Raw genomic sequence first — 18,038 nt, forward strand, 5'->3', positions numbered from 1 at the left:
CTTTATTCCTCCCTCGGACGCGGCCGCAGGGCCGGCCGGGCGTTCTGTGCGTGGTGGGCGTTGTCGGCGAGCCAGGCCGCGAGGCCGGCGGGGGTGGGGTCGGCGAACAGCTCCTGGATCGGCAGCTCCTCGTCCAGCAGGACGCGGACGCGGCTGACCAGGCGGGTCGCCAGCAGGGAGTGGCCTCCCAGGGTGAAGAAGTCGTCCTCGACGCCGACCGCCGGGAGTCCGAGGACCTCGGCGAAGGCCGCGCACAGGACGCGCTCGCGCTCGTCGGCCGGCTCCCGGCGGGCCTGCGCCGCGCCGGCGCGCTCGGGGGCGGGCAGGGCCGCGCGGTCGAGCTTGCCGTTGGCGGTCAGCGGCAGGGCGCCGAGGACGACGACGGCGGAGGGGACCATGTGCTCGGGCAGCCGGCCGGCGGCGAACTTGCGGACCAGGTCGGCGAATCCGGCGTCCTCGGCGTCCTCCTCGTCGACCGGGACGACGTAGCCGACCAGCCTCGGCTCGCCGGTGCCCTCGGTCCGGGCGACGACGACCGCCCGCTCGACGCGGCCGTAGCCGGCCAGCACGGAGGCCACCTCACCGGGCTCGACCCGGTAGCCGCGGATCTTCACCTGGTCGTCGGCGCGGCCGGAGAAGACCAGCCGCCCCTCGGGGGTCCACCGCACCCGGTCGCCGGTGCGGTACAGGCGCCCGCCGGAGCCGAACGGGTCGGCGACGAAACGTTCGGCCGTCAGCGCGGCGCGGCCGACGTAGCCGCGGGCCAGCTGGGCGCCCGCGATGTACAGCTCGCCGGCGACGCCGACCGGGGCGGGGCGCAGCGCGTCGTCGAGGACGTACACCCGGGTGCCGGGCACCGGGGTGCCGATCGGCAGGGTGCCGTCGGCGAGCGCGGCCTCGTCGAGCCGGGCGGTGACCACGCCGATGGTGGTCTCAGTGGGGCCGTAGTGGTTGTGCACGGTCCGCTCGCCGGCCTGCGCGACGAGTCGGCGGGCCCAGTCGAGGGGGGCGGACTCGCCGCCGAGGACCAGGGAGCGGGCCGGCAGGACGTCCGCGCCGCTCTCGCCGCCGAGCGCGGCGAGGTGGGAGGGCACCGCCTTGAGGTGGTCGATGCGGTGCTCGGCCAGGTAGCGGGCGACCGCGGCCGGGTCGACGGCGGCCCGGGCGTCGAGGATGTGCAGTTCGCCGCCGGTGGTCAGGCTGCCGAAGACCGTGGTGTTGCCGAGGTCGGTGGCCTGGGCCTGGAGCAGCGCGTACCGGGTGCCGGGTTCGCCGAGGCCGACCCGGGCGGGGACGGCCGCGAGGTAGGCGGCCAGGCCGCCGTGGGTGACGGCGACGCCCTTGGGGCGGCCGGTGGAGCCGGAGGTGTAGATGATGTAGGCGGTCTGGCCGGGGAGGTGCTCGCGGGCCGGGGCGGGGGCCTGGGCGGCGAGCTTGGCCTCGGTGGCCGGGTCGTCGAGGGCGACCGTCAGGACGCGGCGCAGCGGCAGTTCGTCCAGGTCGTCCTCGAGGCCGACGACGACGGCGGCGCGGCTGTCGGCGACCATGTGGGCGACCCGCTCGGCGGGGTAGCCGGGGTCGATCGGCAGGTAGGCGGCGCCGGCCTTCCAGACGCCGAGGATCGCGGCGGTCATCCGCAGCCCGCGCGGCAGGTGGAGGGCGACGACGCTCTCCGGGCCGACGCCGAGCCGGTTGAGGTGGCCGGCGAACCGGTCGGACCAATCGTCGAGCGCGCGGTAGCTGTGGCGCTCGCCACCGTCGACCAGGGCGGTCGCCTCCGGGGTGGCGCCCGCCTGCCGGCGGAACAGCTCCGGGGCGGTGGCGGGGGCGGCCGCGGGGACGGCGCCGGCGCCGCTCCACTCCTGGAGGAGCAGCGCGCGCTGGGTGTCGTCGAGGACCTCGATCGCGGCGAGCGGGGTGCGCGGCGCGTCGGTGAGCGCCTCGACCAGGTTGGCGAGGCCGGTGGTGAGCAGCGCGTGGACGCGGTCGGGGTCGGCGGGGGCGAGCGCGCTGACGTTGATGACGAATCCGGTGCCGGAGTCGCTGACCGAGACGTTCAGCGGGTAGTTGGTGTACTCGCGGCTGACCAGGACGCCGATGCCGTCGAGGTCGATGCCGGACTCGTGGACGGTCTGCCCGTGCCGGTAGTTGAAGATCGAGGTGAACAGCGGGCGGCCGCCGGGCACCCCGCTGGCCGCCTGGGCGACGGCGAGCGGCGCGTGCTCGTGTTCGAGCAGGTCGGCGAGCTGCCGGCGCAGTGCTGTGAGGGCGTCGTCGACGGTGGTGCCGTCGAGGCGGACGCGGACCGGCAGGGTGTTGAGGAAGGGGCCGGGGACGCGGTCGGCGCCGGCGCCGGCATTCATCCGGCCGAGCAGCACGGTGCCGAAGACGACGTCGTCGCGGCCCGAGAGCGCGGCCAGGGCGCGGGCCCAGGCGAGGTGGAAGACCGCCGCCGGGCTGACGCCGAGGGTGCGGGCCAGTTCGCGGACCCGGGCGGCCAGCCGGTCGTCGACCTCGGCCTGGGCCCGGCCGAGGTCGGTGCCGACGCGGCGCACGTCCAGCTGGCCGAAGGGGGCGGTGGTCTCGGTGACGTCGCCGAGCAGGCCGGCGAAGTGGCGCTGGTGCTCCTCGCGGGAGATGCCGAGGCGGGCCTGGGCGACGAAGTCGCGGAAGGGCAGCGGTTCGGGCAGTTCGTCAACCCGGTCGGCGAGGAAGGCGCGGACCTCGCCGAGCAGCACGTCCATGGAGGTGCGGTCGCGCACCAGGTGGTGGATGCGCAGCAGGGCGAGGTGGCCGTCGCCGTCCGGCCTGGGAGCGTGGTGGACGCCCATCAGCGGGGCGCGGCCGAGGGCCATCCAGCGGCCGGCGGCGGTGAGCAGCTGCTCGGCCGGTTCGGCGCCGGCCGGGTCCAGGGTGAGGTCCTGGACGGGCAGGGCGGCCTCGCGCAGGACGACCTGGACGGGCTCGCGCAGGCCTTCCCAGGCGATCGCGGTGCGGTAGATGTCGTGGCGGTCGACGACCCGCTGGAGTCCGGCCAGGAAGCCGTCCAACCGGGCCCGGGTGTCGAATTCGAGCACCGCCCAGCTCATGTACGGGTCGGCCTCGCCCTCGGCGCGGGCCAGGTGGTGGAAGAAGATGCCTTCCTGGAGCGGGGCGAGCGGGTAGACGTCGGCGATGTTCGCCGCGCCGCCGGGGACCGCGGCGGCGATGGTGGCGATCTCGGTGCTGGTGAGCTCGACCAGCGGCAGCATGGCGGGGGTGATCGTGGTGGCGCCTGCAGGGATGAGGTTGGCCGGGACGGCGATCGGCTCCGGGGCGGAGGCCGCGGCGAGGGCGGCCGGGGTCGGTGCCTGGAACAGGGCGGGGACGGAGACCGGCACCTGCTGCTCGCGCAGCCGGGCGACCAGAGTGACGGCGAGCAGGGAGTGGCCGCCGAGGGCGAAGAAGTCGTCGTCGACGCCGACCGCGGACAGGCCGAGGACGTCGGCGAAGGCGCGGCAGATCAGTTCCTCGCGGGCGTCCGCCGGGGCACGGCCGCCGCCGGCGGCGGGGCCGGGGGCGGGCAGGGCCGCACGGTCGAGCTTGCCGTTGGCGGTCAGCGGCAGCGCGTCGAGCAGGACGAAGGCCGCGGGGACGAGGTGGCCGGGCAGTCGTTCGGCGGTGAACCGGCTTACGGTGTCGGCGAGTTCGGCGTTGTCGCCGACGGGGACCAGGTAGGCGGTGAGCCGCGGGTCGCCGGGGACGTCCTCGCGGACGACGACGGCCGCCTGGGCGACCTCCGGGTGTTCGGCGAGGACGGCGCGGACCTCGCCGGGCTCGACGCGGAAGCCGCGGATCTTGACCTGGTCGTCGGTGCGGCCGGCGAAGCACAGCTGTCCGTCGGCGGTCCAGCGGGCCCGGTCGCCGGTGCGGTAGAGGCGCTCGCCGGAGTCGAACGGGTTGGCGACGAAACGTTCCGCCGTCAGTCCGGGGCGGCCCACGTAGCCGCGGGCCAGCTGCGCGCCGGCGAGGTAGAGCTCGCCGACCGTGCCGACCGGCACCGGGCGCAGCGCGTCGTCCAGGACGTACGTCCGCACGTTGCCGACGGGGGTGCCGAGCGGGACGGCGCCGGCGACGGCGGTGCGGGCGTCCAGCCGCCCGGTGACCACGCCGATGGTGGCCTCGGTGGGCCCGTAGTGGTTGTAGACGGCGCGCTCGCCGGCAGCGGCCAGCAGTTGTCCGGCCCAGGCGGGCGTGGCGGCCTCGCCGCCGAGCACCAGGGACTTGGCGGGGACGAGGCCGGCCGGGCCGGCGGCCGAGCCGAGGGCGGCCAGGTGCGAGGGAACGGCCTTGAGGTGGTCGATCCGGTGCTCGGCGAGGTAGGTGGTGAGCCGGTCGGGGTCGGTGGCGGCGTCGGCGCCCAGGACGTGGACGGTGCCGCCGGTGGTCAGGGCGGCGAAGAGCACCGTGTTGCCGAGGTCGGTGGTCTGCGCCTGGAGCAGCGCGTAGCGGTCGCCGGGCGCACCGAGGCCGACCCGGGCGGGGACGGTGGCCGTGTAGTTGGCCAGGCCCCCGTGGGTGACGGCGACGCCCTTGGGGCGGCCGGTGGAGCCGGAGGTGTGGATCACATAGGCCAGTTGGCCCGGCAGCACCGCCGCCGGGGCCGGGCTCCCGGCGGCGTCGATCTCGGCCGCGACCGCCGGGTCGTCCAGGTGGACCACGCGCTCGGCACTGAGGCCCGCGACCAGCTCGCGGTGACCCAGCAGCAGCCGGGCGCCGCTGTCGGCCAGCACGAACTCCAGCCGCTCCGGCGGGTGTTCGGCGTCGAGCGGGGCGTAGCCGGCGCCGGCCTTCCAGACGCCCAGCAGGGCCGTGATCATCTCGGTGCCGCGCGGCAGGCAGAGCGCCACCACCGATTCGGCACCGACGCCGGCGCCGCGCAGCCAGGCCGCCAGACGGTCCGACCGGGCGTCCAGTTCGGCGTAGCTCAGCGCGGTTCCCTCGCACACCACGGCCGGCGCGTCGGGCGTGCGCGCCGCCTGCGCCGCGAACAGCTCCGGCACGGACGCCTGCGGCACGGCCACCGCCGTGTCGTTCCAGTCGCGCACCACCCGGGCGCGCTCGGCGGCGTCCAGCGCCTCGAGACCGGCGACGGCGTCGGCGGGCCGGGCGGCTGCCAGCGCGCGCAGGACGCGGTGGTAGCGGTCGCCGATGCCCGGGCCGGCGGCGGGGTCGTGGCGCTCGGCGTTGAGCTGGACCAGGGTCTGCAGGCCGGCGCCGTCGGCGGTGCCGATCAGGTCGATCTTGAGTTCCTCGGCGGGGCCGCTGGACAGGCCGGTCCGGACGGCCTCGCAGTCGCCGAAGCGCAGCGGGCGGTCGACCGTCATGACGTTGACGCTCAGGCCCCAGAGCGAGCCGTGGCCGACCAGCCGGCGCTCGGCCAGGAGGTCGCGCAGCTGGTGGCGCTGGTGGCGCAGGCCCGCGCGCAGCGCCTGGGCGGTGGCGCCCAGCAGGTCGGCGACGGTGGTGCGGTGGCCGATCGTGAAGCGGACCGGCAGCACGTTGGAGGTCATGCCGGGGACGCCGAGCTCGGCCATGGCGGTGCGGCCGGCGACCGGGACGCCGACGGCGAAGTCCCGCAGGCCGGTGACCCGGTGGTGGTACACGGCGGCGGCGGCGATCGCCAGGGTGGCGAAGCCGGTCCGCAGGCCGCGGGCAGCCGCGCGCAGTGCGGCGGCGTCCTCGGGGGCCACGTCCCGGGCGTGGACCACCGGGTGGCCGGAGAGCCGCCGGCCGTGCGCCTCGCCGGTCGGCGGGAGGCCGGCCAGCGCCTCGGCCCAGAACCGCCGGTCGGCCTCCGGCTCGTCCGAGGCGCGGTAGGCGCGGTCGGCGTCCAGCAGGACCTTCAGCGGGCCGAGCGCGGCGCCCTCGGGCTCCGCGCCGCGCAGGGCGGCGGTGTAGAGCGCGGCGACCCGGGCGGCGAAGGAGGTCAGGCTGGAGCCGTCCAGAACGGCGTGGTGGATCCGCTGGTACCACAGGCACCGGTCCTCGCCGAGGACGAGCACCGCGTGGGCGGCGAGCGGGCCGCCGGTCAGCGCGACCGGGCGGGAGAGGTCCTCCGCCATCCAGGCCCGGGCGGCCGTGAACGGGTCGTCCTCGCCCCGCAGGTCGACGACGTCCACCCGGTGCTCGTCCGCGGCGCCGACGTACTGCCGCGGCGACTGCCCCTCCAGGCGGAAGCGCAGCCGGTAGGCCTCCGCTTCCTCCAGGGCCCGGCGGGTCGCCGCCACCAGCAGGTCCACCCGCACGTCGCCACGGAGGTCGAGGTACTCGGCGATGTTGTACGCCGGGTCCTCGGGTGCCAGTTGCTGGGCGTACCAGATCCCGAGCTGACCGGACATCAGCTCGTGCGATTCCGCCTGAGGCGCAGCCATTCCCGTCATCCCCTATTCGGCAGCGAGGCCCACGAGGTGGGCGGTGAGCGCGGACAGCGTGTCGATGTCCCAGAGCAGCGTGGGCTCGATGGGCAGACCCAGGTCGTCGGTGATCTCGCCGCAGAGGGCGAAGACGTAGACCGAGTCGAGGCCGTACCCGGCGAGGGAGGCGTCGGGGTCGATCTCGCCGGCCGGGATCTGCAGGAAGTGCGAGACCCGGTCGGTCAGCCAGGCCCCGATCTCCTCGGGCGTGCGCACGGACTGCGTCAGTTCCGCATCGGTCATCGGTGGTTCCCTTCTCGGCCCGCGATCGGGCGGGCGGTCAGATCGAGGAGACGGTGCTCCCGGCAGCGCCGGACGGCCAGGTCGAAGAGCCGCTGCTCGACGTCCTCGCGTTCGGCCGGCGTGAGGACGGACTCGCCGCCGAGGCGGCCGGTGAGCCGGTCCAGGACGCCCAGCAGGGCCTCCGGCGGGTACTGCTCGCCGCCCTGGTCCCACACCGCGAGCGCGGACGCGGCGGCAAGCAGCACGGTGTAGCGGTCCGCCAGGGCGAAGGCCTGCGGCGGGGCGTCGATGGTGATCCCGGCCGGGCCGAGGGCGGCGCAGCGCTCGCGCAGGTCGCGCAGCTCGGCCTCCAGGCGGGCGGCGAAGCGGCCCACCGGGCCCGGCTGCGGCTGCGCGGCGGCCTCGGTGATCACGCCGATCAGGCCGTCGCCGCGCGGCAGTCCGGCCGCGAGCCGGTCGAAGGGCAGGTCGGGCAGCGGCCCGCCGAGGTCGAAGACCTCCTTGGCGGCGGCGCCGTCGACCAGCCAGGAGCGGCGGGCCAGCCGGGGCAGCTGGGGCAGGATCATCACCAGGCAGGCGGCCCGCGAGACGTGGGCGAACGCGGCGGGGGCGATGTCCCTGGCCATCTTCTGGAAGATCGCGTACGGGCCCTCGCGCAGGTAGCCGGCGGCGCCGAGCACCGAGCGCAGGTCCTCGAACCCGTCCAGCACCAGCCGGGAGGTCAGGTACTTGGCGGCGGGCGCGTAGACGGCCATCGCCCCGGGGTCCAGGTGCAGGGTGCGCAGGCCGACCCCGGCGAAGGCGTCGACGGCGAGCAGGTCGGCGTAGGCGCGCGCGATGGTGGCGCGCACGTACGGGATGTCGGCGGCGGTGCCCCCGTACAGGCGGCGCTCCAGGGCGAACTCCACCGCCGTGCGCAGCGCGGTGTCGAACGGGCCGACGCTCATCGCCGGCAGCACCGCCCTGGTGACCTGGTAGGAGCGCAGCGCAATCTCGATGCCCTGGCCGACGCCGCCGATCAGGGCGCGGCCCGGCGCCGGGCAGTCGGTGAAGCGGATGCCGCCGAGCTGGACGCCGCGCATGCCGGAGCTGGGGAAGCGCGGCAGGTCGAGGACCCGGTTCGCGGGCAGCTCGTCGCGGGTGACCAGGAACTGGCTGTGGCTGCGGCTGCCGGCCCGGTCGTCGGTGCGGGCGAACAGCACCATCGCCTCGGCCCGGCGCAGGTTGGTGACGATCTCCTTCCGGCCGGAGAGCAGCCAGCCGCCGTCGGCCGCCTGCGCGGTGAAGCCGGCCCGGGCGAAGTCGTTGCCGTGGGCGAGCTCGTGGAACGCGGCGGCGATCCTTTGGTTGGCGAGCAACAGGCCGGCGGTGCGCCGCTGCTGCTCCCGGTCGCCGCCGGTCCAGATGTTGACGGAGGCGATGAAGGAGGCGAAGCCGTAGCCGAGGCCGAGCGACGGGTCGCGCCGCCATACGGTGCGCAGCACCTCGGCGAGGGTGTCGGCGCGGCGCAGCCGGCCGCCGAGCGCGGCGGGCACGAACTCGGCGTTGAGGCCGAAGGCGTCGAGCAGGCGCTCGCCCTCGGCGTGCATCTCCTGGCGCTCGTCGGCGGCCAGGGCGCGGGCGTGGCCGACAGGGTTCGCGGCGTCGCGCGGGTCGCCGAGCAGGGCGTCGAGGCGCTCGGCGCTGCGGGGGCCGTCCTGCTCCTGGTCGATGAGCTCGCTCCGCTCGCTCATGCGGATGCTCCTTCACTGCGGACGGCGGACATGGGCAGCGGTGCGCCGAACGGGGTGACGGGCGCGCCGGTCTCGGCGGCCCCGGCGATGTGCCGCGACAGGGCCGCGTCGATCCGCTCGTCGCCGGGGGCGTCGGCGGGCGCGGGGGTGCGCAGCACGGCGGCGAGCCGGACACGCAGGGCTCGCAGCGCGGCCCGGGCCCAGAGGCCGTCCTGCCAGAGCGGTTCGCCGCGGTGGGCGGGCGCGCCGTACGTCCACAGCTGCAGGACGGCGGCGCCGGCGTAGCAGAGCTCGTAGGCGGCGGCCAGCTCGTAGGCGGCCATCGGCGGGCGGGCGGCCGGGCGGACCTCGGCCAGCAGGGTGCCGAGCCGGCGGGCGGCCGCGGCCAGGGCGGCGGCGTGTTCGGCCAGCCCGTCGGGGGCGCCGTGCGCGGCGAGCGCCTCGGCGAGCGCGGGCAGCGACTGGACGACGGAGCAGCCGGTCCGGGAGAGCAGGGACTGCGCGCCGCGGTCGAGCGGGCGCGGCGGGGTGCCGGATGCGGCGGCCTCGGCCAGGCCGTCCGCATCGATGTCGCCGGCCGCCAGGGCCCGGGCGAGGCGGGGGAACTGCTGGGCGAGCGCGCTGCGGTTGACCGGGGTGCTGCCGTCGAAGACGGCGACCACCTGGTGGTCTCGCCAGAGCTTCTGGAAGGCGCCGTGCTCGTAGGTGCCGGTGAGGTAGGAGCGCACGCCGAGCAGTTCGGACAGTTCGCCGAGCAGGGAGTCGACCAGGGTGGGCGCCAGCGACTTGACCACGGCGGAGGTGACGCTGAGCTCGCCGGTGAGGCTGTGCACCGACCGGGCGCCGATCAGGGTGGTGGCCTCGGCGGCGGCCAGCAGGGCCGCGCAGCGGGCGAGGATCGAGCCGGGGTAGGCGCGGTCGAGCAGCGGGCGGTGCTGGATGATCCGCTCCGCCGTGAACCGGGCGACCAGCCGCAGGCCGTGCTCGCCGGCGCCCAACGAGAGGGCGCCGCAGGTGATGCGGGTGAGCTGGAGGGCGCGCAGCACGGTCTCGACGCCGCTGCCGGCCGGGCCGAGCAGCGCGTCGGCCGGCAGCGGGGCGCCGTCGAACTCGATGCCGGAGATGTCGATGCCGCGGATGCCGTGGGTGGGGGCCTTGGCCGGGTTGCGCCAGGTGTCGGCGGGCAGCGCGGACTTGTCGACGACGAACAGGCTGTGGCCGCGGGCGGTCCCGGGCGCGCCGGTGCGGGCGAGCAGGGTGAGCCGGCCGCCCCTGGTGGCGTTGTTGACGGGCCACTTGAGGCCGTCCAGGCGGTAGCCGTCCCCGGTGACGGTGGCGGTGAGGCCGCCGTTGAGCAGGTCGGCGCCGTGGTCGGGCTCGGAGAGCGCCCAGGCGATCGGGGTGCCGGCCAGGATCGCGGCGGCGGTGTCCCTCGCCTGCTCGGGGGTTCCGGCGTCCCAGACGGGGGCGGCGCCGAGGTAGGTCTTGCCGTGGGCGACCGCGATGCTGACGTCCCTCCGGGCGACGCCGCGCCAGAGACCGATCAGCCGCTCGTGGTCGTGCAGGGCGCCGCCCCACTCGGCCGGCACGTAGTGGGCGGGCAGGCCGAGGGCGTCGAGCCGGGCGCAGGCCTCGGCGGGGAAGCGCTCGGCGGCGTCGAGGGCGGCGCTGTCGCGGGCGAGGTCCTCCAGGTCGCCGAGGGCCGCCTCCAGGGCGTCGGCGGGGCTCGTCGGCGCGGTCATGCCGCACCGCCGCGGGCGATCAGGGCCAGCTGCGGGTCCAGCTCGGCGTGCAGCACGGTGAGCTCGCCGGCCAGGAAGCGCTCGCGCATCGCGGTGCGCTGGATCTTGCCGCTGGTGGTGCGGCTGACGGTGCCGCGGCGCACCAGCAGGACGTTGCGGCAGGGCACGTCCGCCTCGGTGGAGAGCCGGCGCTGGACGGCGCCGGCGACGGCGGGCAGGTCGTCGGCCCGCAGGGTGGGGCTGACCTCGTGGACCACGACGACCCGCTCGTCCGGGGCAGCGACGGCGAAGGCGGCCCCGACGAAGCCGGTGAGCGCCTGGTGCGCGGCGCGGGCCTCGCGTTCGACGTCCTGCGGGAAGAGGTTGCGGCCGCGGACGATCATCACCTCCTTGAGCCGGCCGGTGACGACCACCTCGCCGTCGACGAGGGCGCCGAGATCGCCGGTGCGCAGCCAGGCGGTACCGGGCTCGTCGGGCAGCCGGGCGCCGAAGACCTGGTCGTTGAGGTCGGGCCGCTCCCAGTAGCCGCTGCCGACGCTCGGGCCGCTGACCCAGATCTCGCCGATCGCGCCGTCCGCGACGGCCAGGCCGGCGGCGGGGTCGACGATCCGCACCCGGATGCCGTGCGGGGCGCCGAGGGCGACCAGCGGGCGGCCCTGCTCGGCGGGGACCTGCCGGACGTCGGGGTGCCCGGAATCCTCCAGCCGGGCCCGGTCCACGGAGAACACCTTGGCCGGGGTGCCGATCCGGGTGCCGGAGACGTAGAGGGTGACCTCGGCCATCCCGTAGCACGGTGACAGCGCGTCGGGGCGCAGGCCGGCGGGGGTGAACCGCTCGGTGAAGGCCTCCAGGGTGGCGGCGTGCACCGGCTCGGAGCCGTTGCAGATGCGGCGCACGTGCGAGAGGTCGAGGTCCGCGAGGTCCCGGTCGTTGATCAGCCGGGTGCACAGGTCGAGGGCGAAGTCGGGCACGGCGGTGACGGTGCTGCGCGACCACTGCATCATCCGCAGGTACTCCACAGGGCGGCGCACGAAGTCGCTCGGCGACATCAGGGTGACGGGCGCGCCGGCCATCAGCGGCGTGGTGAGCATCCCGAACAGGCCCATGTCGTGGTGGAGCGGCAGCCAGCTGCCGCAGCCGCCGGGGCCGTCGCCGAGGCCGAAGTACTCGCCGATGCTGCGGATGTTGGTGAGGATGTTGCGGTGCGAGAGCATCACGCCCTTGGGGCGACCGGTCGAGCCGGAGCTGTACTGCAGCACGCCGAGCGTGTCCGGCGGCAGGTCGGGGGCGGTGGGCACGGTGGCTTCGCCGTCGCCGGCCTCCCCGGCCGCCTCGACCAGGGCGCCGTCCAGGCCGAGCGCGGCCAGCCGCTCGGCGAGCGCCTCCCGGTGGTCGGCGGTGGTGACGACCAGGGCCGGGGTGCAGTCGGCGGCGATGGCGACGGCCCGTTCGGTGGCGGTGGCCGAGCCACCGAGCGGCGGGGTGGGTACCGCGACCAGGCCGGAGAACAGGCAGGCGAGGTAGAGCTCCACGAACTGGGTGCAGGTCGGGAGCGCGATCAGCACCCGCTCGCCCGGCGCGAAGCGGGCGGACAGCCGTCCGGCACGCAGCGCGGCGCGGCGGGCCAGCTCGGTGAAGCTCAGGCTCTCCTGCTCCTCGGCGTCGGAACCGCGGAACATCGTCAGCGCGGTCGCCTCCGGTTGCCGGGCGACCTGGGCGGCGAACGCGTCGCGCAGGTTCCGGTGGTCGGTGAGATCGGGCATCTCGGCACCCCTCCACGAAACGGGCCGGGCCCCGGCACTCGCCGGGCCATCCGGCCGGATTGACGTTTTCCTCGGTTCGTTCGCCGGCCGCCGGGCGGCGGAGGAATTCCTCCGCCGTTCGTCCCGGCGCGGGCGGATCGAATACTTCCGCTTGCTGTTACTTGCTCTCCATCGCGGCGATCAGGCTCTTCGGCCGCAGATCGGTCCAGTTGGTCTCGATGTATTCGAGGCAGTCCTGCCGGGCGGCCTCGCCGAAGACCTTCCGCCAGCCGTCCGGAACATCGGCGAAGACCGGCCAGAGCGAATGCTGGCCTTCGTCGTTGACCAGGACCAGGAAGGAGGCATCGGGGTCGTCGAAGGGGTTCACAGCGCATTCCTTTCGTGCGGGGTTTTTCCCGGGATCGGGTTCCGGCCGGTCTCACCCGGCCGGCGTCACCAACGCCATTCGCGCTGGTTGAGCAGGTGCTCGGCCTTGATGCCGCGGTCGGCGCACCAGGTGAGGAACTCGTTGATCTGCTGGATCTGGTAGGTGTCCTCGTTGTACGTGGTGGCCATGACGTGGCCGAGCCAGTGCTCCTCGCCCATGGCGTAGATGTAGGCCTCGGTGGCGCCGAACTCGGTCATGATCGCCGCGGCCTGCTGGGCGTTGGAGCCGGAGAGCTTGCGCGAACGGCTCATCTTCTTCGGCACCGGGCTGGTGAGCAGCGCCTGGTAGAGCCAGGTGAGCGGCGCGCCGTCGCACTCCATGCCGAGGAAGCAGATGTCGGCGGTGCCCAGGTGGTTGCGGATGTGCCGGTAGAGGACCGGGTCGATGCCCGAGGAGTCCGCGCCGACGAACACGGACTTGCCCGCCAGGTCGACCCAGTAGGTCGACTTGGCCCGGATGTCCAGGTCGCAGTGCTCGCCGAGGAACGGCGTGGCGACGACCTTGCCGCCGGGGAACGGCACCTCGTCGAAGTCGTCCACCTCGACGACCGGGAAGCCCAGCTCCTTGAGGTAGAGCCCGATCGACGGGTCCACCAGGTTGCCGCGCGAGGAGCGCGGGACGACCACGGCGCCGACCCGGCCGCGCAGCTGGAGCATGGTCTCCAGGACGATGTGGTCCTGGTGGCCGTGGGTGATCAGGACCAGGTCGATGAAGTCCGGCAGGTCGTCGTAGGTGTACCGGTCGCCGGCGCTGGCGTCGGCGCTCAGGAACGGGTCCGTGACGATCGCCGCCTGCGGCGTCTGGAGCACCAGACAGGCGTGGCCGAAGTAGCGGATGCGGCCGCCGGCCTCGATGTGGCGGTCCTCCGAGACGCTCGGACGGTCCGACAGCAGCCCGGGCAGCAGAGCGGCCTGGGCGTCGGTGAGTTCCAGGGCCTCGCGCAGCCGGCCCACCGTGGTGGGGCGGAAGCGGGCGCGGAACAGCTCCTCCAGGCCGGCGTGCCGGAACGGGATCTTCGCCTCCAGCACGTCCGGCGAGGCGAGCCGCGGCGTGCTCAGGATGAACGGCCGCTCGTAGCCGGGCTCCAGCGAGATCTGGACCGACTGCCGGTCCTCGCTGTACAGCCCGCCACGGTAGGCCAGCGGCTCCATGAAGCGCACCGACGCCTGGTTGCTGGTGTCGTACGCCAGCTCCACCAGGCCGCCGAGCTCCTTGGGCAGCTGCGGGTAGAACGGCGTGAGGTCGTAGCCGGTGGCGTTCTCCCGCAGCAGGTTCTCCGCGTCGGCGACCGCCTTGGCGAAGGCCAGCATGCCGGCCCGGTCGGTCTTGATCGAGTCGAGCAGCTCGCGGACCTCCGCGGCGCGCTCCTCGGCGATGTTGACGAAGTACCCGCCGCGCAGCTCCGGGTTGACGCTCGCCGCGACGTGCACCTGCGGATTGTCCAGATAGGACTCCAGCATCGGCACCTGGAGGAATGCGAGATTCATCGACGCCTGTACCGGAGCCACCGTGTGGAACCAGGCGTAGAACCGGTCCACCAACGGCTCGATGATGACGCGCGAACGCAGGAACATCTCGTCGTCGCTCATCACTGCACCACCCCCAGGGAATTTCATTGAGAAGAGTCATGACACGGAATTCAGAACAACCGTCCGCCGATTACCGGCCGGGCTCCGGGGCGTTTCCCGGTTTCCGTGCTGAACGAACCCGGACCACTCTGGCACGGGGCCGTCGGATTGATCAACGTGCACCAGGACCGGCGATTACCGGATCAGCGGTCCCGCCATTGCGGTTCGCGCTTTTCGGCGAATGCCCGCGGGCCCTCGACGACGTCCGCGCCGAGGCGCCGGCGCCGCTCCCAGACGTACTCGGCGGTGAACGCCTCGGGCAACGGCAGGTCCAGCGAGCGCAGCGCCGCCTCCTTGATCGCCCGCACCGCCAGCGGGGCTGCCCGCAGCAGGTCGTCGGTCCACTCGCGGACCGCCTCGTCCAGCCGGTCGGCGGGGACCACCTGGTTCACCAGGCCGAACCGCAGCGCGGTGTGCGCGTCCAGTCGGCGGCCGGTGAGCAGGTGGCCCATCGCCGTCTTCAGCGGCAGCTGCCGGGCGAGCCGGAACACCCCGCCTGCCCCGGGGACCAGGCCGAGCCTGGCCTCCGGGAGGGCGAACACGGCGTCCTCGGAGGCAACCACGATGTCGCAGGCCAGCGCGAGTTCGAAGCCGCCGCCCAGCGCGTAGCCGTTCACCCGGGCGACCAGCGGCTTGGCCAGGCCGAACCGCTCGGTCAGCCGGGGCCAGCCGGGCTGGCCCCGGCTGCCGAAGGTGGTCGCCCCTTCCCCGCCGGCGTCGATCCGGGCGCGCTCGCGCAGGTCCTGGCCGACGCTGAAGGACCGCTCGCCGGCGCCGGTCAGCACCACGACCAGCACCTCGTCGTCGGCCTCCACGTCGTCCCAGACGGCCGCCAGCTCCTCGTGGGTGCGCCGGTCCATCGCGTTGAGCACCTCGGGCCGGTCCAGGGTCACGTACGCGACCCGGTCCCGCTTCTCGTACCGGACCCGCGCCCGGTCGTCAGCCGTCACCGGGCCCGCCCCCGCGCGCCGTGAACCGGCCGACCTTGCCGATCACGTCCTCGCTGTACAGCCGCAGCGCCTGCTGGAGCGCGAACGCGGCCAGGTAGCGGCGGAACTCCTCCGGCGGCTCCTCGCTCAGGTTCAGCATCCGCCGGTTGGCCACCACGGCGTCGCCCTGGAGCGACTTCAGCGCCCGGTCGACGGCCCCGTCCATGTCCTCGGAGGGCACCACCTCGTCCAGCAGGGTGCGCGCCTGCGGTTCGGAGGCGTGCAGCCGGCGGCCGCCCAGGATGATCTGGCGGGCCAGCCGCGCCCCGGTGGCCCGGGTCAGCCGCAGGTTGGACACGCCGGGGACGATGCCCTCCTGCGTGGCCGGGAGGCTGACGTAGGAGTCCTCCTCCGCGATCACGTGGTCCACGGCCAGCAGCAGCTGGCAGCCCCCGCCGATCGCGAAGGCGTCCACCGCGGCCACCCACGGCTTCTCCACGACGGCCGGGCGCCAGGCGGGCCCGTCGTCGACGACCAGGCCGCGGACCAGCTTCTGGATGTAGCCGGTCTCGCGCCGGAGCAGGAAGTCGACCAGCGAGATGTCGCCGGCGTGCAGCGCCTTCAGGTTGATGCCGGCGCTGAAGACCCGGCGGCCGCGGTAGCGGTGATGGCTCATCACTCCCCCGCGCACCAGCCCGACCCGCACCTCGGGGTCGAGCAGCGCGAGGTCGACGGCCGTCTCCATGTCGTCGACCTGGCGGTCGTCCTCGGCGTTCAGGCAGTCGTCGCGGGTCATGGTGATCCGTGCCGCGCCGTCCGCCCTCTCCAGCCGCACCGTGCCGAGGTCGAGCGTGCCGGTGCGGCGGAAGTCCGCCAGCAGCTCCAGCGCGCGCCCGGTCGGCCGGCGCATCGCGTCCAGCAGGTGCGGTCCCGCCACCGGGGAGCCGAGCACCCGGCCGAGGAACAGCCCCTGGTCGATCTCGTGCCCGGCCTTGGCCTCCTGGGCGAGGGCGCGGTCGGCGGCGAGCTGCTCCGCGGTGGGCAGCAGGCCGGGGAAGGCCGCGGCGGCCGCCCGGCACAGCTCGTCCAGCCGCAGCGGACGGGCGTGCCGGTCGGTCAGCTCCGCGTAGACGGCCTCCACGTGGGTGCCCAGGAAGGCCGCCCGCAGGTCCCGCAGGGCGTCGGACGGGCTCCCGGCGGCCGGCTCCGCACCGGCCGCCCGGGCGAGCGCGGCGCGGGCGGCACCCAGGTCCTTCCGTACCTCGCGCGCGGCCTCCGGGCCCGCCACGGGTGTCGCCCGCACGGTCATGACCGGGTGTCCGCGGTCCGGCGCAGCAGGCGGTCGCAGGCCGCGAGGTGGGCGCCGAGCGCCTCCTCGTAGCCGGTGGCGAGGGCGTCCAGCATCAGCTGCCGGCGCACCGCCAGGTCGTTGCCGGGCAGCGCCGCGGTCAGCCCGGCGATCCGCGCGACGGCGCCCGCGGCGTCGTCGGTCAGCTCGTCGAGCAGTCCCGCCGCCAGTGCCTCGGAGGCCTCGACGGCAGTGCCGAACAGCAGTGCCCGGCGGATCACCGCGCTCTCGCCCCGGCGGGCCAGCCGGTACAGGCCCATGCCGGGCCAGACGCCGCCGTCGGCACTCTGCGGCACCAGGCGGGCCGAGGCGCCGGCGATCCGGTGGTCGGCGGCCAGCAGTGCGTCCAGGGCGATACCGCCGACCTCGCCGGCCGCGACGGCGACGGTCACCGCGGGCAGCCGCTCAAGGCGGCGCAGCGCGCGCTCCCACTTGCCGACCAGGCCGACCACCAGGCCCTCGGTCCACCCCGGGAGCGGGGTGCCGGAGACCTCCAGGACCACCGGGCCGCCGACGCCGTCCTCGACCCGGTCGCACAGCTCGTTCACCGCGGCGACGGCCTCGGCCGAGGGCGGCAGCGCGCCGTCGATCCGCAGAGTCAGGCCGGTGTCACCCATCGCTCTCCCCTTCACCATTGGACCAGCGCCGTCTCGATCGTCGAACCGGGGCCCATCGTCATCAACACGCCGAGGTCACCGGGCTCGGCGGCCCGCTCCGCGAGCAGCCGCTCGTAGGAGAACAGGAACGAGCCGCTGGACAGGTTCCCGTAGTCGCGCAGCACCCCGGTGGTGTGCCGCACGTCGTACCGCGTCAGGCCGAGGTTGACCCGGACCGCGTCGACGACCTTCTTGCCGCCGGAGTGCACCAGCCAGTGCGCGATGTCGCTGCGGCGCAGGCCCGCGCCGGACAGCAACCGGTCCACCACGCGCTCGGCGTTGGCGCCGACGACGTAGGGGATCTCCGGGTCGAGGAAGAAGCTGAAACGGTTCTGCTCGTCGTCCCAGTCGTAGCGCATCGCCCCGATCGCATCGGTGATCAGGTGGCTGGCGAAGGACAGGATCCGGGGGCCCTCGGGCTCCGGCTCGCCCGCCTCCGGGACGGTCACCACGATCGCCGCGGCGCCGTCCCCGAAGAGGCTGTTGACGACCGCGGTGCGCATGGTGGAGTCCAGCGCGTACGCGGCCGAGCACGCCTCGGCGCAGACCATGACCGCGACCTTGCCCGGGTTGGCGGCCGCCCAGCCGGCGGTGGCGTTCAGCGCGTTGAGCCCGGCGTTGCAGCCCATGCCGACCACGTCCACCCGGTGGCAGGACGGGTCGACGCCCAGCTCCCGGATGATCAGCGCGCTGAGCCCCGGGGTCAGGAAGCCGGTGGTCGTCACGCAGCAGAGGTAGTCGATCCGGGAGAGGTCCAGCCCGGCGTTCTTCAGGGCCTCCTGAAGGGCCCGGGCGCCCATGTCGACGGCGATCCGCTTGTGCTTGGCGAGCAGCTCGCCCTGGATCTCGGGGACCGGCAGCCCGTCGGGGCCGGTCGGCGGCACGGTCAGGAAGCGCCGCTCGATGGCGCTGTTCAGGAACAGCGAGCGGATCTTGGGATCGGTGATCCCGAAGCGGTCCAGCAGCTCGCGCTGGGAGTACGACGTGCTCGTGACGGCCGTTCCGACCCCGGCGACCCGCGCCGTGGTGGGGACGTGCCGCGTGGCGGTGGCGGAGCGTCCACTGGTCACCTGAACGTCCACCCCCACATCCGGGGCCTGCTGCGCGGCGGGAG

At 74.9% G+C, this 18,038-nt stretch carries 11 protein-coding genes; all 11 read right to left on the reverse strand.

What is annotated here, in order from left to right:
• Positions 1-2: 2 nt before the first annotated feature.
• The 11 genes from BLU95_RS11315 to dpgA all read right to left on the reverse strand — a co-directional run bounded on the left by BLU95_RS11315 (position 3) and on the right by dpgA (position 17,994).
• Positions 3-6,413 (reverse strand): non-ribosomal peptide synthetase, encoded by a 6,411-nt coding sequence (locus tag BLU95_RS11315; RefSeq protein WP_159424858.1) that lies wholly within the window; start codon positions 6,411-6,413, stop codon positions 3-5.
• Between the two features lie 12 nt (positions 6,414-6,425).
• Positions 6,426-6,698: an acyl carrier protein gene (locus tag BLU95_RS11320; RefSeq protein WP_093859908.1), complete on the reverse strand. Its 273-nt coding sequence runs from the start codon at positions 6,696-6,698 to the stop codon at positions 6,426-6,428.
• Positions 6,695-8,431 (reverse strand): acyl-CoA dehydrogenase family protein, encoded by a 1,737-nt coding sequence (locus tag BLU95_RS11325; protein ID WP_093859909.1) that lies wholly within the window; start codon positions 8,429-8,431, stop codon positions 6,695-6,697. The genes BLU95_RS11320 and BLU95_RS11325 overlap by 4 nt, the downstream gene beginning before the upstream one ends.
• On the reverse strand, positions 8,428-10,173 hold the full coding sequence (locus tag BLU95_RS11330) for an acyl-CoA dehydrogenase family protein (protein WP_093859910.1): 1,746 nt from the start codon (positions 10,171-10,173) through the stop codon (positions 8,428-8,430). The genes BLU95_RS11325 and BLU95_RS11330 overlap by 4 nt, the downstream gene beginning before the upstream one ends.
• A complete protein-coding gene (locus BLU95_RS11335; RefSeq protein WP_093859911.1) occupies positions 10,170-11,936 on the reverse strand; it encodes a fatty acyl-AMP ligase in 1,767 nt (588 codons plus the stop codon). Before BLU95_RS11335 ends, BLU95_RS11330 begins: the two co-directional genes overlap by 4 nt.
• 157 nt (positions 11,937-12,093) lie before the next feature.
• The gene (locus BLU95_RS11340; RefSeq protein ID WP_093859912.1) at positions 12,094-12,303 is read right to left on the reverse strand and encodes an MbtH family protein; all 210 of its coding nucleotides are present in this window, start codon (positions 12,301-12,303) and stop codon (positions 12,094-12,096) included.
• A gap of 65 nt (positions 12,304-12,368) precedes the next feature.
• On the reverse strand, positions 12,369-13,952 hold the full coding sequence (locus tag BLU95_RS11345; protein ID WP_093859913.1) for an MBL fold metallo-hydrolase: 1,584 nt from the start codon (positions 13,950-13,952) through the stop codon (positions 12,369-12,371).
• A gap of 182 nt (positions 13,953-14,134) precedes the next feature.
• Positions 14,135-14,941: an enoyl-CoA-hydratase DpgD gene (gene dpgD, locus BLU95_RS11350; RefSeq protein ID WP_093859914.1), complete on the reverse strand. Its 807-nt coding sequence runs from the start codon at positions 14,939-14,941 to the stop codon at positions 14,135-14,137.
• Positions 14,931-16,229, reverse strand: a complete 1,299-nt coding sequence (gene dpgC / locus BLU95_RS11355; protein WP_093859915.1) for a (3,5-dihydroxyphenyl)acetyl-CoA 1,2-dioxygenase DpgC — start codon at positions 16,227-16,229, stop codon at positions 14,931-14,933. Before dpgC ends, dpgD begins: the two co-directional genes overlap by 11 nt.
• Complete coding sequence (dpgB, locus tag BLU95_RS11360; RefSeq protein ID WP_093859916.1) at positions 16,226-16,885, reverse strand: enoyl-CoA-hydratase DpgB; 660 nt, start codon at positions 16,883-16,885, stop codon at positions 16,226-16,228. The genes dpgC and dpgB overlap by 4 nt, the downstream gene beginning before the upstream one ends.
• Before the next feature lie 11 nt (positions 16,886-16,896).
• Positions 16,897-17,994, reverse strand: a complete 1,098-nt coding sequence (gene dpgA, locus BLU95_RS11365) for a 3,5-dihydroxyphenylacetyl-CoA synthase DpgA (RefSeq protein WP_231978522.1) — start codon at positions 17,992-17,994, stop codon at positions 16,897-16,899.
• Between the last annotated feature and the right edge of the window lie 44 nt (positions 17,995-18,038).

The organism is Streptomyces sp. TLI_053, from assembly GCF_900105395.1.
In the GTDB taxonomy this organism is placed as follows: domain Bacteria; phylum Actinomycetota; class Actinomycetes; order Streptomycetales; family Streptomycetaceae; genus Kitasatospora.